Annotated in this window: 29 protein-coding genes; 12 read left to right on the forward strand and 17 right to left on the reverse strand. The window is 69.0% G+C overall.

What is annotated here, in order from left to right:
- Positions 1–209: 209 nt before the first annotated feature.
- The 8 genes from MKL11_RS05355 to MKL11_RS05390 form a co-directional block, all read right to left on the reverse strand.
- Positions 210–2,774: a TonB-dependent receptor gene (locus MKL11_RS05355; protein WP_243940970.1), complete on the reverse strand. Its 2,565-nt coding sequence runs from the start codon at positions 2,772–2,774 to the stop codon at positions 210–212.
- A gap of 257 nt (positions 2,775–3,031) precedes the next feature.
- On the reverse strand, positions 3,032–3,670 hold the full coding sequence (locus MKL11_RS05360) for a hypothetical protein (RefSeq protein ID WP_243940972.1): 639 nt from the start codon (positions 3,668–3,670) through the stop codon (positions 3,032–3,034).
- A gap of 13 nt (positions 3,671–3,683) precedes the next feature.
- Positions 3,684–4,571: an ABC transporter permease gene (locus tag MKL11_RS05365; protein ID WP_409565814.1), complete on the reverse strand. Its 888-nt coding sequence runs from the start codon at positions 4,569–4,571 to the stop codon at positions 3,684–3,686.
- A 262-nt stretch (positions 4,572–4,833) separates the two neighbouring features.
- On the reverse strand, positions 4,834–5,574 hold the full coding sequence (locus MKL11_RS05370) for an ABC transporter ATP-binding protein (RefSeq protein WP_243940974.1): 741 nt from the start codon (positions 5,572–5,574) through the stop codon (positions 4,834–4,836).
- A complete protein-coding gene (locus MKL11_RS05375; protein WP_409565816.1) occupies positions 5,571–5,834 on the reverse strand; it encodes a hypothetical protein in 264 nt (87 codons plus the stop codon). The genes MKL11_RS05370 and MKL11_RS05375 overlap by 4 nt, the downstream gene beginning before the upstream one ends.
- Before the next feature lie 308 nt (positions 5,835–6,142).
- On the reverse strand, positions 6,143–6,577 hold the full coding sequence (locus MKL11_RS05380) for a hypothetical protein (protein ID WP_243940976.1): 435 nt from the start codon (positions 6,575–6,577) through the stop codon (positions 6,143–6,145).
- A gap of 104 nt (positions 6,578–6,681) precedes the next feature.
- On the reverse strand, positions 6,682–7,665 hold the full coding sequence (locus MKL11_RS05385; RefSeq protein ID WP_243940978.1) for a YVTN family beta-propeller repeat protein: 984 nt from the start codon (positions 7,663–7,665) through the stop codon (positions 6,682–6,684).
- 125 nt (positions 7,666–7,790) lie between these two features.
- A complete protein-coding gene (locus tag MKL11_RS05390; protein ID WP_243940980.1) occupies positions 7,791–9,050 on the reverse strand; it encodes an ABC transporter substrate-binding protein in 1,260 nt (419 codons plus the stop codon).
- Positions 9,051–9,234: 184 nt separating this feature from the next.
- Here MKL11_RS05390 and MKL11_RS05395 point away from each other — a divergent pair, with 184 nt between their 5' ends.
- From MKL11_RS05395 to MKL11_RS05425, 7 genes are all read left to right on the forward strand, one after another.
- Positions 9,235–9,741 carry a DUF3280 domain-containing protein gene (locus MKL11_RS05395; RefSeq protein ID WP_243940982.1) on the forward strand — a complete coding sequence of 169 codons (507 nt, stop codon included), beginning with the start codon at positions 9,235–9,237 and terminating at the stop codon, positions 9,739–9,741.
- 28 nt (positions 9,742–9,769) lie between these two features.
- Complete coding sequence (locus tag MKL11_RS05400; protein ID WP_243940985.1) at positions 9,770–10,471, forward strand: (5-formylfuran-3-yl)methyl phosphate synthase; 702 nt, start codon at positions 9,770–9,772, stop codon at positions 10,469–10,471.
- Positions 10,468–11,037 (forward strand): uridylate kinase, encoded by a 570-nt coding sequence (locus MKL11_RS05405; RefSeq protein ID WP_243940988.1) that lies wholly within the window; start codon positions 10,468–10,470, stop codon positions 11,035–11,037. Before MKL11_RS05400 ends, MKL11_RS05405 begins: the two co-directional genes overlap by 4 nt.
- Positions 11,034–12,593: a DUF6513 domain-containing protein gene (locus tag MKL11_RS05410; protein WP_243940990.1), complete on the forward strand. Its 1,560-nt coding sequence runs from the start codon at positions 11,034–11,036 to the stop codon at positions 12,591–12,593. Before MKL11_RS05405 ends, MKL11_RS05410 begins: the two co-directional genes overlap by 4 nt.
- A gap of 3 nt (positions 12,594–12,596) precedes the next feature.
- Positions 12,597–13,187: a DUF447 domain-containing protein gene (locus MKL11_RS05415; protein WP_243940992.1), complete on the forward strand. Its 591-nt coding sequence runs from the start codon at positions 12,597–12,599 to the stop codon at positions 13,185–13,187.
- A gap of 116 nt (positions 13,188–13,303) precedes the next feature.
- On the forward strand, positions 13,304–13,837 hold the full coding sequence (locus tag MKL11_RS05420) for an SRPBCC family protein (protein ID WP_243940995.1): 534 nt from the start codon (positions 13,304–13,306) through the stop codon (positions 13,835–13,837).
- The gene (locus tag MKL11_RS05425) at positions 13,834–14,790 is read left to right on the forward strand and encodes a YncE family protein (protein WP_409565815.1); all 957 of its coding nucleotides are present in this window, start codon (positions 13,834–13,836) and stop codon (positions 14,788–14,790) included. The genes MKL11_RS05420 and MKL11_RS05425 overlap by 4 nt, the downstream gene beginning before the upstream one ends.
- Positions 14,791–14,844: 54 nt before the next feature.
- On the opposite strand, the gene MKL11_RS05430 is transcribed toward MKL11_RS05425, so the two are convergent.
- From MKL11_RS05430 to MKL11_RS05465, 8 genes are all read right to left on the reverse strand, one after another.
- Positions 14,845–15,045, reverse strand: coding sequence for a hypothetical protein (locus MKL11_RS05430; protein WP_243940997.1), 201 nt, complete (start codon positions 15,043–15,045; stop codon positions 14,845–14,847).
- Positions 15,046–15,119: 74 nt separating this feature from the next.
- Positions 15,120–16,289, reverse strand: coding sequence for a chlorophyllase/cutinase-like alpha/beta fold protein (locus MKL11_RS05435; protein WP_243940999.1), 1,170 nt, complete (start codon positions 16,287–16,289; stop codon positions 15,120–15,122).
- Between the two features lie 89 nt (positions 16,290–16,378).
- Positions 16,379–16,579: a hypothetical protein gene (locus tag MKL11_RS05440; RefSeq protein WP_243941001.1), complete on the reverse strand. Its 201-nt coding sequence runs from the start codon at positions 16,577–16,579 to the stop codon at positions 16,379–16,381.
- 80 nt (positions 16,580–16,659) lie between these two features.
- Entirely contained in the window at positions 16,660–17,115 is a 456-nt protein-coding gene (locus MKL11_RS05445) for a response regulator (RefSeq protein WP_243941002.1), read from the reverse strand.
- A gap of 191 nt (positions 17,116–17,306) precedes the next feature.
- The gene (locus tag MKL11_RS05450) at positions 17,307–18,179 is read right to left on the reverse strand and encodes a dienelactone hydrolase family protein (protein ID WP_243941004.1); all 873 of its coding nucleotides are present in this window, start codon (positions 18,177–18,179) and stop codon (positions 17,307–17,309) included.
- Positions 18,180–18,250: 71 nt separating this feature from the next.
- Positions 18,251–18,655: a hypothetical protein gene (locus tag MKL11_RS05455; protein WP_243941006.1), complete on the reverse strand. Its 405-nt coding sequence runs from the start codon at positions 18,653–18,655 to the stop codon at positions 18,251–18,253.
- Positions 18,656–18,774: 119 nt separating this feature from the next.
- On the reverse strand, positions 18,775–19,269 hold the full coding sequence (locus MKL11_RS05460) for a DUF192 domain-containing protein (protein ID WP_243941008.1): 495 nt from the start codon (positions 19,267–19,269) through the stop codon (positions 18,775–18,777).
- 91 nt (positions 19,270–19,360) lie between these two features.
- The gene (locus MKL11_RS05465) at positions 19,361–19,960 is read right to left on the reverse strand and encodes a cold-shock protein (RefSeq protein ID WP_243941010.1); all 600 of its coding nucleotides are present in this window, start codon (positions 19,958–19,960) and stop codon (positions 19,361–19,363) included.
- Between the two features lie 350 nt (positions 19,961–20,310).
- Between MKL11_RS05465 and MKL11_RS05470 the strand changes: the two genes are divergently transcribed.
- A complete protein-coding gene (locus MKL11_RS05470) occupies positions 20,311–21,306 on the forward strand; it encodes a heparan-alpha-glucosaminide N-acetyltransferase (RefSeq protein WP_243941012.1) in 996 nt (331 codons plus the stop codon).
- 128 nt (positions 21,307–21,434) lie between these two features.
- On the opposite strand, the gene efp is transcribed toward MKL11_RS05470, so the two are convergent.
- Complete coding sequence (gene efp / locus MKL11_RS05475) at positions 21,435–22,001, reverse strand: elongation factor P (protein WP_243941014.1); 567 nt, start codon at positions 21,999–22,001, stop codon at positions 21,435–21,437.
- Between the two features lie 309 nt (positions 22,002–22,310).
- Between efp and epmA the strand changes: the two genes are divergently transcribed.
- From epmA to MKL11_RS05495, 4 genes are all read left to right on the forward strand, one after another.
- Positions 22,311–23,366 (forward strand): EF-P lysine aminoacylase EpmA, encoded by a 1,056-nt coding sequence (gene epmA / locus MKL11_RS05480; protein ID WP_243941016.1) that lies wholly within the window; start codon positions 22,311–22,313, stop codon positions 23,364–23,366.
- A complete protein-coding gene (locus tag MKL11_RS05485; protein WP_243941018.1) occupies positions 23,363–24,406 on the forward strand; it encodes a lysine-2,3-aminomutase-like protein in 1,044 nt (347 codons plus the stop codon). The genes epmA and MKL11_RS05485 overlap by 4 nt, the downstream gene beginning before the upstream one ends.
- Positions 24,407–24,425: 19 nt before the next feature.
- Positions 24,426–25,037 carry a glutathione S-transferase family protein gene (locus MKL11_RS05490; protein ID WP_243941138.1) on the forward strand — a complete coding sequence of 204 codons (612 nt, stop codon included), beginning with the start codon at positions 24,426–24,428 and terminating at the stop codon, positions 25,035–25,037.
- A gap of 90 nt (positions 25,038–25,127) precedes the next feature.
- Positions 25,128–25,775 carry a dimethylmenaquinone methyltransferase gene (locus MKL11_RS05495; RefSeq protein ID WP_243941020.1) on the forward strand — a complete coding sequence of 216 codons (648 nt, stop codon included), beginning with the start codon at positions 25,128–25,130 and terminating at the stop codon, positions 25,773–25,775.
- Position 25,776: the final 1 nt, after the last annotated feature.

Raw genomic sequence — 25,776 nt, forward strand, 5'->3', positions numbered from 1 at the left:
CAGGGTTCGGGATGTGCCCGGCCGCGATCCGCGGGGATCGCCGAGGGCCGGCCGAGGCGTCTGTCGCTCCGGGAAGAGACGCGGGGCGCCGGGGCACGTTCCTGAGACGTGAGGCCGCACGGCGTCCCGTTTCGGGCGTCGAAAATGCGAAGGGCGCCCCGCCCGGTCCGAAGACCGCGTGGAGCGCCCTGCCCTGACCGCGTGGTGCGTCAGTATTTGCGGATGATCGGCTCCGGCGCCATCGCGACCGGATCGGGACCGAAGCGGTATGTCAGGCCGGCATAGACCGACAGCGGCTGCGCCAGGGTCGTGGTCCGCGGGTCGCTGATCGAGAGGCTGTTCGTCACGGCGCCTGTCTCCGCGAAGGTGCCGAAGGTGGCATAGCGGTTGTTGGTCAGGTTGGTGATCAGGCCGAAGATCTCGAGATTTTTGGTGACCTGATACTTCGTCGTGAAGTTCATCACGTAATAGGCCGGCAGCTTGCGGTTCAGGTTCGAATCGTCTCCGCGGAAGTAGGACGACGAGAAGGCCGACACGTTGAGACCGAAGCGCCAGTTCGGCGTGATGTTGTATTCGAATCCGGCCTTGATCTGGTGATCCGGGATCAGCGGGATCTTGTTGCCCTTCTTGACGAAGATCGCCCCGTCGTCGGACAGCGGGTTGTTCGGCGAGGACAGCGTGTCGTTGAACTGGTAGGTCGCGTCGATCAGCGCGTAGTTGGCGTAGACGAGCAGGTCGGGGTTGACGACGTACTCGGCGCTCACCTCGATGCCCTGGCGCCGCGTCGCCGGCACGTTGGTGTAGTAGGCGCGGGCGGCATTGCCGCTGACCGCGATCTGGATGATGTCGTTCTTCAGATCGGTGCGGAAGACGCCGGCCTTGTAGGTCAGGGCGCCGCCCGTGAGGAAGCTCGGGATCACGCCGCGGAAGCCGACCTCGTAGGTCTGGCCGGTGACCTGCTTGAGCGGCGGATCGGCCACCAGCGAGTTTGGCAGCAGACAGGGCTGGTTCGGGTTGGCGCAGGCCAGTTCCAACGGGGTCGGCGCGCGGTTCGACTCCGAGTAGCTGCCGTAGAGGTTGAGCGCCGGGTCGAACTGGTAGGTGAGGCCCGCCAGCGGGTTGACCTTGAAGAACTCGTTCGTCGCGTTCACGTCCGGCGAGAAGCCGGTCAGGTCGCGGGTCTGGATGTGCGCGTAGTTGAGGCGGAAGCCGGCGGTGAGCGACAGCCGGTCGGTCAGGTCCAGCGTGTCGGTGGCGTAGAGGCCGAGGTAGAGGTTCGAGCCCTGGACCGACGTGGGCGCGATGCCGATCGCACCCAACGTGCGGATCATCTCCGTGCCGAGGCCCGGGATGTTCCCGTAATACGGGTTGTTCGGATCGGTCGTGATCGACAGGTTCGGGTTGATCACGCCCAGCTGGCTCTGGGACTTGAACGAGAAGTCAGCCGCATCGACGCTGCCGCCGATGACGAAGGTGTTGGGCAGGCCGAAGATCCGGTCCCGGTTGGCCGCCTGCAAAGAGCCGCCGTAGCCGGTCGCCTGCGTCTGCGTGGTGTCGATCGTCCCGTAGGGAATGTTGGCCCGGTAGGGGATCCGCTGGTTCTGCTGGCCCAGCAGCAGGAACTGGTTGCGGAAAGCCAGCTGTGACTGGCCGGCGGACGGGCTGAACCCGTCATCCTGGAAGCAGAGGAAGCCGCGGAAGCTCGACCGCGAGCTGCACTGCTCGAAATTGCCGTCGTTGCCGTCGACATAGGACTCGCTGAACCGACGGAAGTAGGCGTTGCCGGCGAGGTCCCAGGTCGGCGAGATGTCGACCCGGCCGGTCAGCTGGATCGAGCCGACCTCCGTCGTCTGCGTCTGCGGGTAGGTGAAGATGGCCCGCGGGTCGACATGGGTGAAATCCACCGGGGTGGCGGCGGCGGCGCCGTAGAAGCTGCGCGCCGCCAGCCCGATCAGGTGGAACTCCGAGTCCTGCGAGCGGTAGCCGATATCGCCGTAGAGCCGGCCGATCGTCGCCGGGTTCTCGTAGCGCCAGCCGCGGTCGTTGAAGCCGTCGCCGGTGAAGTAGAGGCTCCAGTTGTCGGAGACCTTGCCGTATTCCAGGTAGCCCGCGGTGCGGCCATCGGATCCGCCGAAGGCGGTGATCTCGGTGCCCTGCCAGGTGAAGCCGTTCTTCATCTGGATGTTGACTGCGCCGCCGATGGCGTTGAGGCCGAAGACCGGGTTGCCGGTGACCACATCGATGCGCTGGATCGCCTGCGGCGGGATCAGGTCGAAGTTGACGACGTCCCCGAAGGCCTCGTTGATGCGGATGCCGTTCTGGTAGACGGCGAGACCCTGCGGCACGCCCTGCACCGACGAGGCGGTGAAGCCGCGATAATTGAGGTCGGCGCGGTTCGCCGTACCCTGCGAATCGTTCAGGTTCACCCCGGGCGTCTCGCGGGCGAAGGTCGCGAGGATGTTGTCGGTCCCGCGATCGACATCGATCTGCCGCGGCGTCACCGTCTCGACCGTGCTGGGGATCTTGTTCAGCGGCTGCTCGGAGCCGCGCAGGCGGACCGGACCCACGGGCGCGGTCGGAACGACCTGGCCGAGCGTGTTCAGGTTCTGAGCGCCGCTGGAATTGCCGCCGCCCGCGCCGACCGGCGAGGTCGACACGACGCTGATCTCGCCCAGCGTCACGGCGTTCTGAGCCTGCGCGGCGCAGGGCAGCATCACCCCGCCCAGAACCGACGCCGACGCGACCAGGCTGCTCCGAAGCGCCCTCAGTGACATTCCAATCCCCTTGCCTTGAACCCGCGCCCGTTGCTGTCGAGCTTGCGGTCTTTCTTGGCGGGTGACGGAAATAGACACAATTGACTGGACACCACGGGCGCCCGGTTTCGGCAACCTTTCGGAAATACCGAAGTCGAACGCGAACGGCCGTGATGTAACGGCAACAGTTTTTATAATGATTTCAGCAGCTTAGGGACATTTCGGCAAATCGAGCGGGATGTTTCGGCAATGCCGCCGCGCGGCCCGCGCGCCTCGCCTCAGAGCCGCGCCTGGATCATCCGGCCGATCTCGCCGAGCCGCTGCTCCAGCAGCTGCGGCACCTCGCAGACATAGGTCAGCGACTGGCTGCGCTCCTGGAAGATGCGGCGGTCCCAGGCGAACTTGGTCTCCAGGTCCGACTGATCCTTCGGCAGCTCGGTGGCGTCCGTCGCGCTCGGCGCGTCCTTGGTCTGGCTGATCGTGTCGGCCTCGTCGCGGATCCGCTCGGCCATGCGGCGCTGGCCCTGGGCGTAGCGCGCGATCCCGCCCATGACCTTGTCGCGCTCGCCGTTGATGATCTCGAACACCCCCGCGTAGACGTGGGTCAGGGACTTGTCCCTGGTGTCCTTGTCGGCCCCGAGCTTGCCGACGAAGCCGTCGAGCAGCGGCCCGACCTCGGACAGCTCGGTGCGCCTGGAAGCGATCTTCTGGGCGAGCACCGCCGCGTCGTTGTCGGTGCCCCAGTCGCCGGCCGCCGCGATGTCGGGCCCCGTCCAGAACTGGCCGGAGCTCAGGGTCGCGACCTTGCGCTGGACGCAGGGCCAGTCCGGGTCCTGCCGGGGCTGGGCGAGGACGGGTCCTGCCATCAGCGCGAGGCCGAGGGCGGGGAACAGGACGCGGGCAGCAAGGCGGTTCATCGCTCAGGTTCCGTCAGTTGGTATCGCCGGCCGGGCCGCCGCGGCGGGCCATGATGCCGCGACCGGGATCGTAGGCGACGACCGCCATGCCGAAGAAGGCGAGGGTCACGCCGATGACGACCGCGCAGGCGACCGGCTCGAACTGGACATAGAGGGCGTAGCGCACGAGCTGGACCGCGTGGCTGAACGGATTCAACTCGCAGATCCAGTAGAGCGTTTCCGAGGATTCCCGGATCCGCCACAGCGGGTAGAGCGCCGAGGACGCGAAGAACATCGGGAAGATCACGAAGTTCATCACGCTGGCGAAATTCTCGAGCTGGCGGACCAGCGAGGACAGGAACAGCCCGATCGCCCCGAGCATGAGCCCCGAGGCCAGGAAGGCCGGGAGCGCCGCGAGGTAGCCGAGCGTCGGGATGTCGGTTTCCCAGAAATACGCCACCGCCAGGAACGCGTAGGCCTGCACGATCGACACCGAGACGCCGGCGATCAGCTTGGCAAGCAGCAGCAGCCAGCGCGGATACGGCGAGGTCAGCAGCACCTTCATGGAGCCGACCTCGCGATCGTAGACCATCGAGAGCGAGGACTGCATGCCGTTGAACAGCTGGATCATCACCGCCAGCCCCGGCACCACGTAGACCTCGTACAGAACGTAGGTCTGGTAGGGCGGCTCGATCGAGACCCCCAACGTGTTGCGGAAGCCCGCCGCGAAGATGAACAGCCACACCAGCGGCCGGACCAGCGCCGAGAAGAACCGCTCCTTCTGGTTGAAGAAGCGCAGCAATTCCCGCCGGACGATGCCGCCCAGACAGATCAGGTAGCCGACCGTATCGAGCCGGCCCATCTGGCGGGCGGTTTTTTGGGACGGGGTCGCGGGAACAGCCGTGGCGAGGGGCGTCGTCATGTGAGCGGACCTATACGCAGGCAGACGCGCTTGATTTCGTAGCGAGGGCTACGGCAAGAAACACGCGCCTTCCCCTCCCCCCTCTGCGGGGGAGGGTGGCCCCCGGAGGGGGTCGGGAGAGGGGCAGCGCGACGGTGCAGGATGTGGTCGGCGTCGCGAACCTTCCGGATACGGCGCTCCCCTCTCCCGACCCTGCCTGACGGCCGGCCCACCCTCCCCCGCAGAGGGGGGAGGGAGAGCGCGCGTATCGTGCGGTCGTCCATCACGCCGCCGCCCTCCCCGGCTCGGCGACGAGACGGCGGAACGCGTCGGCCAGGCCCTCGCCCGGCGCGCCGATATCCCCGGCCCGGCCCCGGGCGACGATCCGGCCGCGGTGCAGCACCACGGCGTCGTCCTCCGGAGCGATCTCCTCGAAGATGTGGGTCGCCCACAGGACGGACAGCCCCTCCTCGCGCACCAGCGCCCGGACGATCACCACGATGTCGGCCCGGGATTCGAGATCGAGCCCGACCGTCGGCTCGTCGAGCAGCAGCAGGTCCGGCCGGTGGATCAGCGAGCGCGCGATCTCGATCCGGCGCGACTGCCCCCCCGAGAGCGTGCGGACCTTGTCGTGGCGCCGGTCGGCCAGGCCGACGCGGTCGAGCAGGGCGCCGATCCGCAGCTTCCCGGCCTTGCGGACGATCCCATGGAGGCTGGCGTGATAGAGCAGGTTCTGCTCGACGGTGAGGTCGGTATCCAGCGTCCGGGCCTGGAACACGACGCCGAGCCGGGCCAGCGCCCGGGAGGGCTCGCGGTCGAGCCCGTGGCCGAAGATCGCGACCCGGCCGCTCTGGTTGGCGTAGAGCCGGGTGATCACCGAGAACAACGTCGTCTTGCCGGCGCCGTTCGGCCCGAGCAGGGCCGCGAAGCGCCCGCGCTCCACCGTGATCGACACGTCGTCGAGCGCCGTCCGCGCGCCGAACCGGTGGCCGACATGCTCGACCAGCAGGGCCGCTTCGCTCATCGGCCCAACACCTTGCGGGCATCCGCGACGGCGTCGAGGCACTCGTCGAACTCGGCCTCCTTCTGCTCGCGCTCGGCGACCCGGAGGGCTTTTTTGAGCTTGGGCGACGCAGCTTCGGGCGGGTTCGCCGCGAGGGCGTCGCGGATCATGGTGATGCCCTCGGCGCAGGAGGCGGCGTCGTCGGCCGCGAGGGCGGGTGCGGTCAGAACAAGGCTGAACAGCGCGAACGCGAACGCCTTCCCCCCTCTCCGGGCTACGATGTTCCCGCATCGTCTGCGGCGAGGCGCGACGCGCCCCCTCTCCCGCACGGGAGAGGGGACCCGCGCTTCACCCGCCTCTCGTGTGGGCAAGCTCGATGCGTGAAGCCGGTAGCCACTTCCGAGCAGGGTGGCCGCCGCGTCAGCACAAGTCGGGAGGGGGGAGCGCCGGTGCCGGGCAGGTCGCGACAGGCGTGAAATCCTGAACCGTCGCGCTGCCCCACTCTCCTCCTGCTCCGCAGGGTACCCTACCCCGCAGTGAGGGAAGGCAATGCGCGCGGCGAGGCGCGAGGCCGGAATCAATGCGCCCATCACTTCACCGTCAACGTGCCGGTCATGCCCTTCGCCTCCAGGCCGCGCGCCGCCCAGGTGTAGGTTCCGGGCTTGATCGCCACGAACTCGACGGCGATCTCGCCCGGATCGTCGAACTCGAAGTGATCGGGCGCGCCGCCGCCGTGGATCTCCTTGTGCTCGATGACGATCTGGTTGAACCAGATGTAGCGGAAGAACTCGGGCGCGTAGAACTTGTACTCCTGGTGGCCCTTGGCGACGATGCGCAGGCGGTAGGCCTTGCCGGATTCGAGCGTGATGTCCTTGTTCTCGACCACGAAATCGTTGCCCTGATCGTCGCCGAGGACGAGGTCGGGCAGGTTCTCGCGCTTCTTGGTCAGGTCGAGCGCCGAAGCCGGCCCGGCCGCGAACAGGCCGGCCAAGGTGAGGGCTGCGATCCGAAACGTCCGATCCATGTCGTTCCTACCCCTGTGCCGCCGGTTCGGCGGTCGTGTCGTGGTTCGTGCGGTCCCACCCGGACGCGCCCGCCGTGCGGGTCTCCGGTGCCAAACCCAAAAGATCAGTTCGGGGAGATGGCGACGCCCCAGGGCAGCAGGCCGACCGGGATGCTTTTCACCACCTTCTCGGCGGCCACATCGATCACCGAGATGTCGTTCGAGGTTCCGTTCGTGGTGAACAGCATCTTCTGGTCGGGCGTGAAGGCGAGCTGCCAGACGCGCTGGCCCACCGGCAGGTACTTTTCCACGTCGTAGGTCTTGGCATCGACCACGGCGACCCGATTGGCGGGTCCCAGCGCGACGAACGCCTTGGTGCCGTCCTTGGTGATGCGGATGCCGACCGGCTGGATCGCCTCGTCGTTCACGCTCGGGATCTTGAAGGTGATCTTCTTCACCACCCGGCGCTGGGCCACGTCGATCACGCTGACCGTGCCGCCGACCTCCGCGGAGACCCACAGGAACTTGCCGTCGGCGGTGAACTCGGCAAAGCGCGGCCTCGCATCGACCAGCACGTTGTCGATCACCTGGAAGGTCTTGGTGTCGATGAAGTGGGCCATGTTGGTGGTCTCGGAGGTGTTGACCAGGATCTTCCCGTCCGGCGACAGGCCCATCCCCTCCGGCTCGACGCCGACCGGCACCTCTGCGAGCACCTTGTTCTTCTCGATGTCGATGATCGTGACCTGGCTGTCGTCCTCGTTGGCGACGTAGAGCGGGTTGCCCGAGGCATCGAGGATGAACTGCTCGGGATCCGGGCCGGAGCGCAGGGAGCGGACGACCTTGCCCGAGCTCGTATCCAGCACGTCGATCCGGTCGTCGTCGCTGGCGCAGACGAACACCTCCTTGCCGTCCTTCGACACGGTGATCCCGCGCGGCCGGCGCCCGACCTTCCAGGTCGCGGTGACGGCCATCGTCGTCGTGTCGATGACGCTGACCGAGTTGCCTTTCTCGTTGGTCACGTAGGCGGTGAAGGCCAGGGCCGGCCCGCAGAGGGCGAACCACGCTCCGAGGGCGACACCACTCAGACCTGCCTCGACGCGGCGGCGCATACGACTTCCTTCCCTTGTGACGTCCCGGCGTCCTCGAAGGACGTTCTCGAAGTCCGATTGTAGAGCATCGCCCGCGCGTTGCGAGGGCGCAGGCCCCTCGCCAACGCCGCAGGCGATGCACGCTTTCATTTGAACTTGCAGGTGGTCTCGGGCAGATCGACCCCCAGCGTGTCCAGCGGGGTGCGCTGGTGCAGGAAGCCCTGCTCGGGCGCCACCGAGACCAGGGCTTTCGGCTGCACCACGATCACCGGCTGGCGCAGCTGGTGGTCCCAGGGACGGAAGCTCAGCGACACGCCCTTGTAGGCCGGCAGGTTGAAAGCCGGGTCGACCAGGTACGGGGTCAGCACGGCCGGATCGTTGGTCTTCTTGGCGGTCACGGCGTCGCCGACGGTCCGGACCGCAGCCCAGACCTGATAGTCGAGCGGGCGCATCAACCGGGAGGCGAGCCGCCGGAAACGGTTCTGCGCCTGCGCGGCGCCCCAGGTCTCCAGCACCGGCGACCACGTGGTCGAGGTCAGCGCCTGGGTGCCGCCCACGGGGCGCGGATCGACGGTGCGGTAGGAGACGTAATCGCCCCAGTCGCCCTCCTCGTCGGCCACGATCGCCATGTCGTAGTCGAGGCCGCGGGTGAAGACCATCGCCTCGGCCCGGGTCGGGGTATCGCCCCGCGCCTTGGCGAGCGGCCCGAAGGTCCAGGGCTTTTCCGCGGTGAGCTTCAGGGCGAACTTGCGGGCGGAGTTGCGCATCGCGTCGGCATAGGCCTTGTCGGCCTCGGTCGGGCCGACGATCAGGAAGATCTTCCGCCAGCGCATCACCGTCAGGTACTGCGCGATGGCGTCGGTCAGCATCGCCCGGGACGGCAGGATGTGGAACACGTTGGCCCGGCAATCGGCGCCGCGCAGGCGGTCGTCGGGCGCCCCGGCATTGAGCACCACCGCGCCGGTGCCCTTCACCGCATCCGCCACCGCCAGCACCGCATCGGCGGGCAGAGCCAGGACCAGATAGTTCACGCCCTTGGCCACCAGCTCCCTGGCGGCGGCCACGGCGTCGGGCTTCTCGTCGGTGAGCGCGATCTCGTCGAGCGCGAAGGTCTGCTTGGTGAAGCGGCCGGTGGTGTTGTTGTCGGCGATGCCCATCTTGGCGCCGGCCAGCCCCTCGTCCTCCGGGGCGGCCTCGGCGTCATACGAGGACGGCGCCGGCTCGGGCCGGTAGAGCAACCCGATATGGGTGTCGATCGGCTGCGGCGCCGGCTGCTGGGCGGGCGCGGCGAGCGGCATCAGCAGCGTGCAGCCCGCGAAGAGAACGCGAAGACTGAGCGCGCGGGGGTGCCAATAGCGCGCGGGCTGACGGACGGGCTGGGCCGGAGCATGTGCAGGATCGTGCATGTACGCGGCCTCTAGCAGCTTCCGATCCGGCCGCTCAACCGCGGCTTCTCCGTCGGGCGTTCACGTTCGCGTCGTGGGCCAAGGACGCGGCGATGTACATTGCCAATTTGTCCCTTCGCCCGAGCTATAGTGACTCGAACGCGCCGACCGCCATGGCAACAATCATCGAGAGGGAGCCCCGAGGATGCGCCACCTGTTCGCCTGCGCGGTGACCGCCTGTCTCCTCGCCGGTCCCGCCGCCGCCGCCGAGAAGGCCGCGATCTTCCCCGTCGAGCTGTTCGATCCCGGCGCTACTTACGGCACAAGGGCCCGGCCGATGGACACGAAGAAGCTCGCGCTGGTCACCGACGAGCTGCGCAACGCCCTGCACGATCAGGCCGGCCTTGAGATCGTCGACACCGCGTCGAAATCCGACGTGGTCGCCAAGGAGGGCCCGCTCTACAAGTGCAACGGCTGCGCGGCGGACATCGCCAAGAGCCTGGGTGCGGACCTCGTCGTGACCGGCTATGTGGAGAAGGGATCCGGCCAGATCTTCAACCTGACCGTCACCATCGCCGAGGCCCAGACCGGCAAGATGGTGCGCGGCGGGCAGGTGACGATCCGGGCCGATACCGACGACACCTGGGCGCATGCCATGCGCTGGGTGGTGAAGAACCGCCTGCTCGCCGAGCCGCTGCCCGGCAAGTCGTGACCTAGCGCAGCCAGTCCTTGAGAGATCCGTGTCCGCGTTCCCCGTTTCGCCAGCCCCCCTGCCCCGGCTCCTCGTCAGCGTCCGCGACCCGGCCGAGGCCGAGGCCGCCCTGCTCGCCGGGGCCGACCTGATCGATGCCAAGGACCCGGAGCGCGGGGCGCTCGGCGCCCTCGACGCCGGACTAGTGGGCGAGATCGTCGCCCGGGTCGCGGGCGCGGCCGTGACCAGCGCGGTGGCCAACCCGACGCTCGAGTGCGTCGCCGCCATGGCACGGACAAGGGTCGATTGGGTGAAGGTCGGGCTCGGCCCGGCGCTGCGGTGCGATACGGTAGCCCTCGGCGGGCTGACCGCCGCCGCGCCCGGCCGCCTGATCGCCGTTCTGTTCGCCGAGGACGGGCCGGTGGCCGATCTAGTCCCGGCCCTGGCGCGGGCCGGTTTCGCGGGGGCGATGGTCGACACTGCCGGGAAGACCGGGGCGCGGCTTACGGACCTTGCCGAGCCGGGCACGCTCGGGGCCTTTACGGCGGCCTGCCGCGCCCATGGCTTGATGAGCGGGTTGGCGGGCTCGCTGCGTGTCACCGATCTCCCGGTCCTGAGCGGCCATCGCCCGGATTATTTCGGCTTCCGCGGTGGCCTGTGCCGCGATTTCGACAGGCACAATGGCATCGACCCCCTGCGGGTCGCAGAAGCCGTGCGCGCCCTCCGGCCGACCCATCGGGATGCCGCGTGACGACGATCCTCAAGATCGGCGGCAGCTTGGAAGCGGACCCGGTGCGGCTGGGCGCCCTGCTGACGGAGGCGGCGGCGGGCGTCCACGGGCGCTGCGTCGTCGTTCCGGGCGGCGGCGCCTTCGCGGAGGCCGTGCGGGCCGACCAGATCCGCGACGGCTTCGACGATGCCGAGGCTCACCGCCGCGCCCTCGACGCGATGGGCCGCATGGCCGATTTTTTTCGGAGTTTGGAGCCGCGGCTGACCCACAGCGTCGAGCCTTGGGCCGATACAGCCGCGGCCAGCGTCTGGGACCCGGCGACCCTACGCGCCGGCCATCCCGAGATCCCCGAAAGCTGGGACGTCACCTCCGACAGCCTCGCCCTCTGGCTGGCCACGCGCCTGCGCGCCGGTCGCTGCGTGCTGGTGAAGTCGGCCGACGCTTGGGCCGACGAGGCCCCTGCCCTCCTGGCCCGGCGCGGGCTGGTCGATGCCGCCTTCCCGGCTTTCGCGGCCCGCTACGGTGGGCCGATCGAGATCTGGGGTCCGACCAAGCAGGTCACGCTCCGGCAGCGGGTGGCCGCGTGAGTCCGGCCGAGCACATCGTCTTCGTCACCGGACGCCTCGCCCGGGCGCGGCTCGAAAAGGTCGCGGCCGGCCTGCCGTCGAGCATCCGTTGGAGCATCGCGGATGCCGGCGTGAAGGTCGCCGCGCTGATGACCGAGGAAATCATCCGCCGCCGGGTCGACATCCCCGAGGGCGCGACCCGGATAGTCCTGCCCGGCCGCTGCCGGGCCGATACCGCCCGGTTGGCCGAGCATTTCCACCTCCCGGTCGAGCGCGGCCCGGACGAGGTGGTCGACCTGCCGGTCTGGCTCGGACTCGCCGGCCGCAAGGTCGACCTGTCGAAGCACGACCTGCGGATCTTCTCCGAGATCGTCGACGCCTCGAAGATGACGCCCGACAAGATCCTGGCCAAGGGGCTCGACCTCGCCCGCCGCGGCGCCGACGTGATCGACCTGGGCGGCCTGCCGGACACGACCTTCCCGCACCTCGAAGAGTCGGTGGCCGCCCTGAAGGGCGCGGGCCTGAAGGTCAGCGTCGATTCGTTCTCCCTCGACGAACTCGCCCGCGGCGCCCGTGCCGGGGCCGACTACCTGCTCAGCCTGAACATCGACACGCTGGACCTCGCCTTCGAGACCGACGCGGTGCCGATCCTGGTGCCCCTGCGCCCGGACGACCTGCCCTCCCTCGACCAGGCGATCGAGCGGATGCTGAAGGCCGGAAAACCGTTCCTGGCGGATCCGATCCTGGAGCCGATCCACCACGGCTTCGTGGATTCGATCGGCCGCTACCGCGACACCCGCGCCCGCTGGCCCGACATCCAGATGATGATGGGCACCGGCAACCTGACGGAGCTGACCGAGGCGGATTCGCTGGGCGTCACCGCGCTCTTGGTCGGGATGTGCTCGGAGCTGTCGATCGGCAACGCGCTGATCGTCCAGGTCTCCAACCATACCCGCCGCACCGTCGAGGAGCACGACGCCGCAAGGCGGGTGATGTACGCGGCGAAAGCCGATTCCGCCCTGCCCAAGGGTTACGGCCGGGCTCTGCTCGCCCTCCACGACAAGCGTCCGTTCGTGCAGAATGCCGCGGAGGTCGCCCAGGCCGCGGTCGAGGTCCGCGACCCGAATTACCGGATCGCGGTCGCCGAGGACGGGATCCACGTCTACAACCGCGACATCCACAGGGTCGGCACCGACGCGATGGCCTTCTTCCCCGATCTCGACGTGGCGAGCGACGGCGCCCACGCCTTCTATCTCGGGGCGGAACTCGCCAAGGCCGAGACCGCCTGGCGGCTCGGTAAGCGCTACGTCCAGGACGAACCACTCGACTGGGGCTGCGCCGCCGATGCCGATGTGGAGAATTCCACCGCCTTCAAGAAGGCCGGTCACACCCGTCATTCCGGCCCCGACGCGCCGCCGCCCGGCACCCGGGACGCCCGGCTGGTGAAGCCCGAGGCGGATGCCGACGCTCCCGAAACGATCTCGGAATCCGAGGCGCGGGACGAGGCCGTCCCGGATCGCCCGCAGCCGGCGACCAAGCTGGTCTGCGGCCGGCTTGTGCCGGCGGACCAGGCCTGAGCCATGCCGCTGATCCTGGAGACCATCGTCACCACGCTCGCGCCCTCCGGCGAGCTGCACCTCGTGCCCTTCGGGCTGATCGGCGAGGAGGACGGCTACGTTTTGGCGCCGTTCCGGCCGTCGCCGACGATCGCCAATCTCGAGGCCAATCCGTGTTTCGCAGCGTCGAGCCCGCGGGACATCCGAGTCATTGCGGGCGCGGTGACGGGACGGCGCGAATGGCCGACCGTGGCGTGCGCGGCCATTCCCGGCCAGCGGCTCGCCGACAGTTTCGGACACGCGGAGTTCGAGGTCGCCTCGGTCGAGGACCACGCGACCCGGCCGCGCTTTCACGGCCGTCTGGTCCATTCCGCCGCGCACGCGCCGTTCATCGGCTACAACCGCGCCCAGGCCGCGGTGCTGGAAGCGGCGATCCTCTCGACCCGGCTCCACATGCTTGAGCCGGACAAGGTGTTGACGGAGATGGCCTACCTCGCCATCGCCATCGCCAAGACCGCGGGCCCGCGCGAGCGCGAGGCCTGGGGCTGGATCGAGGACAAGGTCGCGGCGGCCCTCGGCCCCGAGGCGCGCATCCTCGATCGAGACGAACGCTAGATCCGTATCCGATGGATCGAATGCGGATCTGACACTTACTTGTGACACGCTCTGCGGCGCGGAACCGGTATTCCCATCACCGGAATGCGCCCTGGAGGCGGGAGGAGCAGGACACGATGAAGAAAATGACCCTGGCCCTGGCGGCCACGGCCGCCCTGGTGGCGGCGACCGCGCAGGCCCACGGCCCGACCCGGCGCAAGATTTCCGAGTCGATCGAGATCAACGCGCCGGCCGACAAGGTCTGGGCCGTCGTCGGCGACGTGAAGAATGCCGACTGGGTCCAGAACGTCACCAAGACCGAAGTGACCGGCGACGTGCCGAACAAGTTCAAGCGCACGCTGACGCTGAAGAACGGCGATCAGATCCAGGAGACCAGCAACAAGTACAAGCCCGACGACAAGCTGTTCTCATACTACATCGATAAGGTCGACGTGAAGGATCTGCCGGCCAACGACTATTCCGCTTCGATCACGGTCGAGCCTGCGGGCGACGCGAAGTCCAAAGTCGAGTGGAAGGCGGCGTTCTACCGCGGCTACATGAACAACGATCCGCCGCCCGAGCTGAACGACGAGGCCTCCGAGAAGGGCGTCGGCGACTGGATCAAGGCGAGCCTCGCCAACCTGAAGGCCAAGGTCGAGAAGGGCTCGTGAGCCTCGACAGGCGCGGCGCGGCCCTCGCCGCCGCCCTCGCCCTGTTTGCAACGCTGGCCCGCGCCGACCCGGCGCGGGAGGCGATCGTGACGGCCCAGCTCGGTGGCGCGGTCGAGATCGTCGATCTCGCCGCCGGCAAGGTGGTGCGCAGCATTCCGGTGGACGGCGCGCCAGCCGGAATCGCCCTGTCGCCGGATCGCAAACGGGCTTACGTCACGCGGCCCGAGGGCCACGGCCTCGCCGTGCTCGACCTCGATGCCGGACGCATCGTCGCGGAGGTGCCGCTGCCGGGCGGACCGCTCGGCGTCGCCGCCGATCCGAAGGGCGGCACGGTCTACGTGGCGGATTGGTACGGCCACCGGCTGTTCGTGCTGACCGAGCGCGCCGGCACGCTCGTCCCTGACGGCGAGATCGCGGTCGGCGCCTCGCCCTCCGGCATCGCCGTCTCCCTCGACGGCGCGACGCTGTACGTCGCCAACCGGGAGGCCGATACGGTCTCGGTGGTCGACGCCAAGGCCCGCACGGAGACGACAGTCATTCCGGTCGGGCAGCACCCGTTCGGCATTACCCTGGATGCCGCCGGCGGTCGCGCCTACACGGCGAACGTCACCAGCGACGACGTCTCGGTGATCGACCTCGCGGGCGGCCGCGAGATCACCCGGATCCCCACTGGACGGCGGCCTTATGTGATCGCGCTGGCTCAAGGCCGCGGCTTCGTCACCGACCAATATGCCGGCAGCGTCACGGCCTTCGACCTCACCACCCTCAAGCCGATCGCCGACATCGATGTCGGCGATCACCCCGAGGGCATCGCGGCGGATGGCGAAGGCCGGCTCTACGTCGCCAACTGGGGCGACAACACGCTGAGCGTTCTCGACGCGCGCACGCTCAAGGTGCTGGCGACCATCCCGACCGGGAACGGACCGCGCGCCTTCGGCGATTTCTTGCGCTAGGTCGTTGGTTTTGGATCGTCCCGAAAGCCGGAAACCACCTTTCGGGACGATACTCTAGTCGAGCTGGCGGTGGGGCGCTCGGCGATAGGCGGCCCTGGCGACCACGAGAGCGCCGCCGATTTGCAGGAAGCCGGATTCGCCGAGATCCGGCGGCGCACCATGCGCCTGGATCAGAAGCCGCGTCAGTGCATTCAGCGCCAGCAACGTCAGGCAGAAGGCCGCTGCGGCGAGCAGGCTGGCGACGAACTCGGGCATGGGCTGATCCCCCGTGTCGAACACGGCGAGACTAGCAAGCCCTACGCCAAGGGAAAGGCCGGTACTGCGTCGGGTCAGCGCTTGCGCGCCGCCGCCGCCGGGGTCCCGGCCTGGACCGCCGGCGCGAGGCGGGGAGTCTCGACCGCGAGCCGCTTCACCGGCCAGCCGTCGCTCCAGCGCTCCATATCGGCGAGCCGCGGGTTGTTCTTCATCGCATTCGCGTCGGACCCGGCGAAGGCCGCCGCCGCTGCGATGTCGAAGGTCTTCCAGAAGCCAAGGTAATCCAGCGCGTCGACGCGAGCGACGTTGATCTGGGACACCAGGGTCTGCTGCTCGCCGGTGAGTGCCATGTCGGCCGACCAGCGGAACGGCGGCGGCTTCGGAGCGTCCTTGGCCGCCTCCTTCGGTTCCGGACCCGGCTTGATCGCGCCGCCATCATAGCCGGTGTCGGTGCCGGCGGGCGCCGCCAGAGTCGCCGTGAGCGCCGGGAAGCCGTGATCGTCCGAGAGGGCGCGGACGAACAGCTTGCGCTCGATGGGGACGGCACTGGCCTCGCGCAGCAATCGTTTCGCCGCGAGGTCGGCTGCCCGCGTATCCTTGTCGCCGACCATAGTGATGATCAGCGTGGACGGGTCGATGCCGGACAGTTCGGTGAGCGCGATGCCGCGGGATTTCGGCCCGCTGGCGATGCCGCCCGGCGCCGCCGCGAAGATCAGCTTCGGGACTGGCAGCCCCCGCGACCTGGCGTCGGCGGCCATGTCGAAGGCGATGGGCGCGCCGGCGAGATGGCCGATCACCGCGACGCGGCCGAGATCGGGCTTGGCATCGATGTCGGCCGCAAGGTCGGCGAGCGCGGCCTTGACTAGGCCCTCGGCGATCCCGGGCGCGTCGGCCGGCCGGGTCCGGTTCACATCCTGGAAGCGGGGATAGAGCACGAGCCAGCCCTGGCGGGTCAGGTGGTCGATCCAGCCGCCATAGCTCTGCGGATTGACCACGCCCCAGCCGTGCAGAAACACCGCCACGGGTCGCCCCGCCTCGGGTGCGGCACCACTTGCATGGAACGCGAAGGTGGTCGCGCTCCCCCGCCCGAGCAGGCGCTTCACGATCGTTGCCTTGCGGTCGCCGACGCTGCCGGGGCCCTCGGCCGGCTGGGGCGGCGGGGCGGCGGCCTGCGCGACCTGGGTTCCGGCCAGTGCCAGGATCAGGCCAGCGGCAAGCGATCCGCGAAGTACATTGAGACGCATGGGGGGCTCGACTGAGGGACGCGATGCGTCGGCAGGTCAGGGCCCGCTGAATAGCAGATTCCCCCGCCTTGGCGACTCGTGTCGATCGGTCAGGCGGCGAAGGCTCGCTCGGCCTCCGTCCGGTCGAGGCGCAATGCCAGGGCCAGGATCTCGTCCGGCACCTCGTCGCCCGTTGCGCCGTAATGGGCGCGCAACTCGTCGCTCAAGGTGTCGACGACTTGGACCTCGGGCGTATCGTCCCAAGGACGGCGTCGGAGAGACTCGGCGTAATTGGCAGCGACGATGCGCATGGTGTTTCTTCGGGGCCGACGGCGTTGCACGGGACCGGGCGCCGTGCGCTCCGGGAGTGGCGTACAACCCGGAGTTGGCCTCAGGTTTCCAAGCCCGGAGTCATTAATTTACCTCCCGGCCCGATCACCGCCGGACCGGTCGTGCCCGAGGGACGCCCCGCGGCCTGCTCGACCCAGGCCAGGATATCCTCGGCGCGCCAGGGCTTCGGGATGAAGGTCGCCGACATGCGCAGGTCGCTCGGCTGGTCTCCCGCATCGCCCGACGTGAGTAACACCCGCACCCGCGGCCAGGTCACGCCGATAATCCGGGCCAGCTCGAAGCCCCCGATCGGTCCGGGCGTGCGGACATCCGAGAACACGACGCTGACCTCGTCGGCCCGGTCCTTGAGGATGGCGAGCGCGCGGTCGGCCGTCTCGGCCTCGATCACCGTGAAGCCGGTATCCTCCAGGAGCGTAGCCGCGAGGAAGCGCTCGTCGGGCTGGTCTTCCACGACGAGAATCACGGGCTTCCGTCCGGGCTGTACCGAATCGCTCATGGGCCGGGACACTCTACAGGGGCTGAACGGCGGTCGCGTCGATCGGTTCAATATCCCGATCGCAGCGTCCGGCCGGACCCGCGCAGGCACAGATCCTCCCGTAACCCTTGCATATTCGGTAAGTTGTGGCCGTGTCCTGGGAAGCACAGCGACTCAGGAACATCCTGCCAAGACGGCGGAGACCCGTTGGTTCAGCCGACGCCGTGGGCTTTCAGGAAGGCGAGCGCCCGATTCCAACCGTCCTCGGCGGCGTCCTTGCGGTAGCTCGGGCGGTAATCCGCGTGGAAACCATGCGGCGCATCCGGGTAGATCACCAGTTCGACGCTCCTGCCCGCCTGCTGCGCCTTGTCCCGGGCCTCCTCGACGGAAGCCGGCGGGATACCCGTATCGGCTCCGCCGTAGAGGCCGAGCAGGGGCGCGTTGATCTCGGCCGCCACATCGCCCGCGGTGCGCAACTGGATGTCGGTCCGCTCGCCGCCGATCGGGCCGTACCAGGCGACAGCCGCCTTCAGATCGCGACGATGCGCCGCGTAGAGCCATACGTCCCGCCCGCCCCGGCACCAGCCCATCACGCCGAGCCGCCCGGGATCGCCCTTCGCCGCCGAAGCCGCCCAGGCGGCGGTGGCGTCGAGATCGCCGATCCACTGCGCGTCCGGCGTCTTGGAGATGACGTCGCGGATGATGACTTTGGGATCGGTCATGGTCGAGAGATCGCCCTGCCGGGCATAGAGCTCGGGCGCGACCGCGCAGTAACCGGCCTTGGCGAGCCGCCGGCAGATGTCCTTGATGTATTCGTGGACCCCGAAAATCTCCTCGATCACCAGAACGATCGGGAACGGCCCCGCGCCCTCCGGCACCGCCCGGTAGGCCGGCATCGGGCCATCGGCAGCCGGGATCTTCACCTCGCCGGCCTCGATGCCGGCCGCCTCGGTGTGGATCACCTGGGCCTCGACGCTGGTTGTCGCCGCCGTCAAGCCGCTGATCAGGCTGGTCATCACGAAGCCGCGCCGCGAAAGCGGTGACGTGATCAGCCCGTCGAGCCCGGCATTATCAGCATTCGCCATGATCATCTCTCCCGCGATCGCGCGAAGAGGGCTATCCGGCGAAGACAGTCGCGGTCAAATGACCGGACACCTCAGGCGCCCGCCGCAGCGAGCGCACGAGCCGGGCGTGAGGCCATGACGCGAGCCGTCACCGGGGCGGAGCGGGGCTTGATCAAATCGGCCAGGGTGACGAAGGTGTCCGCTACTGGCGCTTCCACCGCTCGGATGCCGTAGCCTAAAGCGAAGGAGCGGGTCAGGCCGGCATCCCGGGCGATCCCGAATTGCTCCAGGGCGCTCAGGAACGCCTCGCGAAACAGGCTCGGCCGGCACCAGCTCTTCTCAGCCATCTGCAACGGCCAGTCCCACAGGCCCTCGGCCCGCCGCGCCGCCACGGCATCCCGGCTGATGAAATAGCCGGTGTCGCGGTGCTCGAGCCCGTCTGCGCTCACCGACCAGTCGTTATTGCCGAACAGCTCGGCATCGGCCACGTCGCTCATCGGGTCCTCCGCGCTGCGCCGGCATTCCGAAGCACCGGAACAATGCCGGAACATTGGCGCGGAAGATGGCAGGGGTCAAGGCGATTGTTCCCGCTGCGTTCGCAAAAATTCGGGCCGACTCAGCGCGGCTTGAACAAGGGGTGCTCGACCCGGTCCCCGGCCTGTATCCCGAGCTTGGCCGCCGTGCCGGCATTGAGTTCGAGCACGGCCGAAACCGGGCTCCCCGATGGGATGATCGCGGTCGAAAGCGGCTCGGTATCGGCCGCGATCCGGCTCACGACGCCGTCCGGGCGGATGAACACCATGTCGAGCGGCAGGTAGGTGTTTTTCATCCACATCGTCACCGGTTCGGTGCGCTCGAAATCGAACAGCATGCCGTGATCGGCGGCCATGTGCCGGCGAAACATCAAGCCCCGGGAGCGGCCGGCATCGTCGCGCATGACCTCGACCTCGAACCGCTTCGGGCCGGCCTTGGTGACGATGCTGAGCGGCTCGGTCTCGGCCACGCTCTCCCGCGCGGCCGTTTGCGCGGAGACGGAAGGAACGGCGGCCGGTACGGTCAGGATCAGGCAGGCAATGGCTGCCGCCTGCGCGACGCGGGATAGGGCTCTCACGGGCTCATGCCTCTTTGGGAAGCGCGTCAGGGGAAACGCGTGCAGGCGGGGCGCCCGGTGCGGAAGCAGATAGCGCGTTCGGACCGGGCCGTCAGTGCGAGGTCGGAAGCGCCCCGTCGATCAGCCGGATTTCGGCAGCCATGACGCCCTTGGAGCCGTCGCCGTAACGCACCAGCACCGCATCGCCGGGCTTCAGCTCGGCGATGCCGTAGCGGCGCAGGGTCTCCATGTGCACGAAGATGTCGGGTGTGCCGTCGCCGCGGGTGAGGAAGCCGAAGCCGCGCAGCCGGTTGAACCACTTCACCACCGCCGTTTCCAGGCCGCTGGTCGGCGTGACCGAGACATGGGTGCGCGGCATCGGCATCTCGGATGGGTGCACGGCCGCCGACTGGTCGAGCGACAGCACCCGGAACGCCTGCCAGCCCCGCGGACGCTCCACCGCCTCCACGACGATGCGGGCGCCTTCGCTGGCGGCCTGGAAGCCATCGCGCCGCAGGCAGGTGACATGCAGCAGGATATCGGGGGCGCCGTCATCGGGAACGATGAAGCCGAATCCTTTGGACACGTCGAACCACTTGATGCGGCCGGAGACCTCGACGAGATCGAGCGCCTCGTCCTGCGCCGCCTCGGTGCCCCGGGGATCCTCAATCCGATTGGGGTTCTCCGGCCCGGATCCGCGTTCGTCAGACATGGCCGAGCAACCTACACCGAATCACGCCGCGCGCTCTCACAGCAAGATTAACGAAGTCCTGATTCCCGGAAAGCCCATATGACCGGCATGGGAGCCTTGCCGAGTTGCAATCTTCCCCGGGGGAGGCAGGCCCGCAACAGTCGATCGGTCGCAGGCGGGCCGGGTAAAGGCGTTTTGACGCCGATCGCGCCGTTTGGATGGCCGCTGCGACCGCGTCCAATCAGGTTTTCGCGACCGGTGCGTGATGAGCTTCACGTTTTCGAGAGGGCCGCCGATCCGCGGATATCGTCACTGCCGCCGACCCTCGTGATGGTGGCGCCCTGGGCGTCGGCGTGGTTTGAGCCGGTCGCATGTCGACCAATGCATCTCGCGCCGCCCCGGCTGCCACGCATCGCCGCCTGCCGATCATCGATGCGGTGCGGGCGGCCGCGCTCCTGGCGATGGCGGCCTACCACACGCTTTGGGATCTCGGGTATCTGCGGCTGACCGCGGAGAACTACGCCCTGACGGCGGCGGGGCATCGGGCGGCCGAGGCGATCGCCGGCACGTTCCTGACGCTGGTCGGCGTCGGGCTGGCGCTGATGAACGGGCGCGGCATCCGCCTGCAGCCGACCCTGCTGCGGCTTGCCCGGATCGGCGGTGCGGCGCTGCTGGTCACCCTCGGGACTTGGTTCGCCTTCCCCGACGCTTACGTGTTCTTTGGGATCCTGCACTGCATCGCGGTCGCGAGCGTGCTCGGCCTGCCGTTCCTGTTCGCGCCGGTGCCGGTGACGGCGCTCGCCGCCGCGGCCGTTTTCGCAGCGCCCCTGCTGGTGCACGCGCCTTCGCTCGATGCCCCGATCCTGTATTTCCTCGGCCTCGGCGCCGGGACGCCACGGACCAACGATTACGTGCCGCTATTCCCGTGGTTCGGGTTCGTCCTGTCGGGGATCGTCCTCGGGCGGCTCGGGCTGACCCGTCTGGCGGGCTCTTGCCTCGGCGCTTGGGCGCCGCGTTCGGCGCTTTCACGCGCGGCAACCTTCGCCGGGCGGCACAGCCTCGTCGTGTACCTCGTCCACCAGCCGGTGCTGCTCGGGATGCTCACCGGCCTCGTCACCTTGGCCGGCCCGAACCCGCTTGCCGGTCTGCGGGCGTTCCGAGCCGATTACGTGACGATCTGCACCCGCACCGGAGGTGAGCCGCCGCTCTGCCGGATCGCGGCCCGCTGCACCTCCGAGGCGCTGCTCAAGGAGGATCTGTTCCGGGAGGATGGTCGGCCGTTCAGCCCGCAAGAGCGGCTGCGGGCGCAGGCCCTATCCCAGGGATGCTATGGGGCGCTCGAGGCGGCGGCACGGATGCCGCGGTGAGGCATTGGGTCGGAAAACGCGGCGACAGCCCTGCGGCCTCCAACCCAATCACCTCAGGATAGGGGCACGGATGGAAAGGGGTTTCTCGCACACGCGACTGCCGTCCCACGGCGAGAAACCGCAAAAAACTAATCCTTGGCGCGCTCGACGTAGGCGCCGTCCGCCGTCATCACGACCACCCGGGTACCGGCGGCGATGTGCGGGGGGACGGTGGTGCGCACGCCGTTCGACAGCGTGGCCGGCTTGTAGGACGAGGAGGCGGTTTGCCCCTTGAGCACCGGCTCGGTCTCGGCGACTTCCAGCGTCACGCGCTGGGGCAGCTCGATGGTCAGCGGCACGCCGTTATGGCTCGCCAGCATCACGGCCATGCCTTCCTGGAGGTAGGGGGCGGCATCGCCGACCACGTCCGCCGGCACTGCGACCTGCTCGTAGCTCTCGGGATTCATGAAGTGGAACCCTTCGCCGTCGCTGTACAGGAAGGTATGCTCGCGATCCTCCACGAAGGCCCGCTCGACCTGCTCGGTGGTGCGGTAGCGCTCCGACACCTTCACGCCGTCCGTGATCCGGCGCATGTCGAGCTGGGTCACCGGGGTGCCCTTGCCGGGATGGATATTCTCGGCGAACAGGATCACGTAGAGCTTGCCGTCCTTATCGACGACGTTGCCCTTACGGAGCGTTGAGGCGATCACCTTCACGGAATTGCGTCCTGCATTGACAAGGCGGGTCGGCACGCGCCAAGCGCGTGCACGGGATCTCAGGCCCCGCCACTATCGCATCTGCGGCGCCGTTGCCAGCCGGCGGCCATCAACCGGGACGCGTGTGCGCGGTGCGCACGCTCGACCAAGCTATGATAGTTGCACATCGGCTCGCGAATGACGCGGCGCGGGAATTCGGCAAGTCCGACCGGGAGCCTGTCAGGATCGCGCGATGACGACGCTCAGGATTGCCTTGCACGCCCGAAGCCACGCCCGTCGAGTCTTGCTCGGCCGCCCGGGTGCCGAGCTTTGACCGCAGCCGCCTCCCCCTGGTGGTCGCCCGATCGCCACGCCGACCGGCGCCCGCGCCTGCTCCTGCGCAACCGTATCCTGGCCGCGTTCCGAGCCTGGTTCGCCGCGCGCGACTTCGTGGAGGCCGAGACCGCCTGCCTGCAGGTATCGCCGGGCAACGAGGCGCATCTCTCGGCCTTCGCCACGGAGGCGATCGGCGCGAGCGGTGTGCGGACGCCGCTCTACCTGCACACCTCACCGGAATTCGCGTGCAAGAAGCTGCTGGCGGCCGGCGAGACCCGGTTGCTCAGCATCGCCCGGGTGTTCCGCAACCGCGAGCGCGGGCCGCTGCACCATCCGGAATTCACCATGCTGGAATGGTACCGGGCCGGGGTGCCCTACACGGACCTGATGGCCGATTGCGCCGACCTGCTGGCGCTCGCCGCCGACACCGCCGGCGCCCGGCGCTTCACCTATCGGGGCCGGGAAGCCGACCCGTATGCCGAGCCCGAGCGGCTGACGCTGGCCGAAGCGTTCACGCACTTCGCCGGCATCGACCTGCTCGCCACTGTATCGCCCCCCGGCGAGACCGACCGCGACGGCCTTGCCGCCGCCGTAGCGCAGGCTGGCCTGCGGGTCGCGCCGGACGACACCTGGGCCGACCTGTTCTCCCGGGTGCTGGTGGCGCGAATCGAGCCGCATCTCGGCATCGGGCGGCCGACGATCCTGTGCGAGTACCCGATCAGCGAAGCGGCTTTGGCGCGGCCGGCCCCGGGCGATCCGCGGGTGGCCGAGCGGTTCGAGCTCTATGCCTGCGGGGTCGAACTCGCCAATGCCTTCGGCGAATTGACCGATCCGGTCACATTGCGCGCGCGTTTCGAAGTGGAGATGGCGGTGAAGCTGCGCGTTTACCGCGAAGCGTATCCGATCGACGAGGATTTCTTCGAAGCCTTGGCGGTGATGCCCGACGCTTCGGGCATTGCCCTCGGATTCGATCGCCTGGCCATGCTGGCCTGCGGCGCGAACCGGATCGACGACGTCATCTGGACGCCGGTGGCGGAGACCCTGCCGTGAACCGCACCCTGCGCAGCGCCGCCGATCTCGCGGCGGCCGGGTTGCTGTCCGGCCCCGAGGCGGACGCGCTGCACGATGTGCTGGCCCGCTACGCCGTCTCAGTCACCCCCGACATGGCCGAGTTGATCGACCCGGAGGATCCGACCGACCCGATCGCCCGGCAGTTCGTCCCGCGGATCGCGGAAAGCGTCGTCGCGCCGGAGGAGCGGGCCGACCCGATCGGCGACGCGGCTCACGCTCCGGTGGTGGGGATCGTCCACCGCTACCCAGACCGGGTTCTGCTGAAGCCGCTGCACATCTGCCCGGTCTATTGCCGCTTCTGCTTCCGCCGGGAGATGGTCGGGCCGGACGGGCTCGGCTCGCTGACCGAGGCCGAGCTCGACGGTGCCCTGGCCTACATCGCCCGGGATCCGCGGATCTGGGAGGTCGTCGTCACAGGCGGCGACCCGTTCGCGCTCTCGGCCCGGCGGCTCGGAATCATCGCCAAGCGTCTGGCTGAGATCGAGCACGTCCGGGTGATGCGGTTCCACACCCGCGTGCCGGTTGTGAAGCCCGATCTCGTCGGCGACGACCTGGTGCTGGCGCTCAAGACATTCGGGCGCGCGGTGTTCGTGGCCCTGCACGCCAACCACCCGCGCGAGTTCACCCCGGCCGCCAGGGCGGCCTGCGCCCGGCTGGTCGATGCCGGGATCCCGATGGTCAGCCAGTCGGTGCTGCTGCGCGGGGTCAACGACGACGCCACGACCCTGGAAGCATTGATGCGGGCCTTCGTGGAGAACCGGATCAAGCCTTACTATCTGCATCACGGCGACCTCGCGCCCGGCACCGGCCATCTGCGCACCAGCCTGACCCAGGGGCAGGACCTGATGCGCGCCCTGCGCGGCCGCCTCTCCGGCCTGGCGCAGCCGACCTACGTGCTCGACATCCCCGGCGGCCACGGCAAGGTGCCGGTCGGACCCGCTTACCTGAGCGACGCAGAGGGCGAGACGCGGGTGACCGATCCGGGCGGGTGCGAGCACGCCTATCCACCGAAGGCATGACGGAGAGTTTCTGGTGACGATGCGCAAGCTCTGGGGCCGGCTGACCTCGGTGAACGTGCAGAAGGCGGTCTGGGCGCTGGACGAGGCCGGGCTCGCCTACGAGCGGATCGATGCGGGCGGCGCGCACGGCATCGTCGCGGATCCCGCCTACCGCGCCATGAACCCGAACGGGCTGGTCCCGACCTTGGAGGAAGATGGGTTCGTGCTTTGGGAGTCGAACGCCATCCTGCGCTACCTCGCGGCCACCGCGCCCGCCCTCGCGCTGCCGACCGATCCGCGGGCGCGCGCCCTTATTGAGCAGTGGCTCGATTGGCAGTCCACCAGCTTCACCCCCGCCATGCGCGAGGCTTTCTGGCAACTCTACCGGTCGGCCAACCCGGACCAGACCGTGATCGCCGCCTCGCTGAAGCGCACGGAGGCCTTCGCGGCGATCCTTGAGGCGCATCTGTCCGACCGGGATTACATGGTCGGTCAAACCTTCGGCATCGCCGACATCGCCCTCGGCTGCGCGGCGCATCGGTGGCTGAATCTTCCGGCCGAGCGCGTCGAGCGCCCGGCCCTGCGCCGCTGGTACGAGCGGATCGCCGCCCGGCCCGGAGCCGCTCGGGCGCTCGGCGAACCGATCGCCTGAGTCTGAGCTCGGCCTTGCCGGCGTGTCCCTGCGATCCACCTTGAGCGGATTCGCCGATCCGTCCGGCGCCAGCCTTCCACGGAGACCCTGATGGCGATCGATCCGACCCTGCGCGACGCGCTCTCCGCCGTGACACCGGCCAGCCTGGCCCGGGCGCTGATGCGGGCCGGCGTGAAGGCGTTCAGCCCCCGCGGCCTATCCGGTCGCGGCGGCAGCGCCATCGGCCCCGCCTACACCCTGCGGATGATCCCGGCCCGCAACGACGCCGCCGGCGACCTCGCCGCCGCGATCGATGCGGTTCCGGAGGGCGCGGTCCTGATGATCGATGCGGCCGCCTCCGGCCTGGCCCTGCCCTTCGGGGCGATCGTCGCGGCGCGGCTCGCCCAGCGCGGCGTGGCCGGTCTCGTCACAGACGGCGCCCTGCCGGATGCAGTCGGGCTGCCGGTCTGGTGCGCGCCGGAGGCCGGAAGCGACACCCTGGCCCTGGTCGGCGCGCAGGAGCCTATCTCCTGCGGCGGCGCCGCCATCCATCCCGGCGATATCGTCGTCTGCGGATCCGGCGGGATCGTCGCGCTGCCCAGCGACCTCGCCGAGCGGGTCGCCCTGGAGGCGGTCGAGCAGCAGCGCCTGGACCTGTGGATCCAGCGCGAGGTCGAGAAGGGCGAGAGCCTTGCCAGCCTGCTGCCGCCGGATGCCGCGGCCCTGGCCCGGTTCGAGGCCGAGACGAAGCCGGCCTGAG

Source organism: Methylobacterium sp. J-077, assembly GCF_022829365.1.
Classification (GTDB): Bacteria; Pseudomonadota; Alphaproteobacteria; order Rhizobiales; family Beijerinckiaceae; genus Methylobacterium.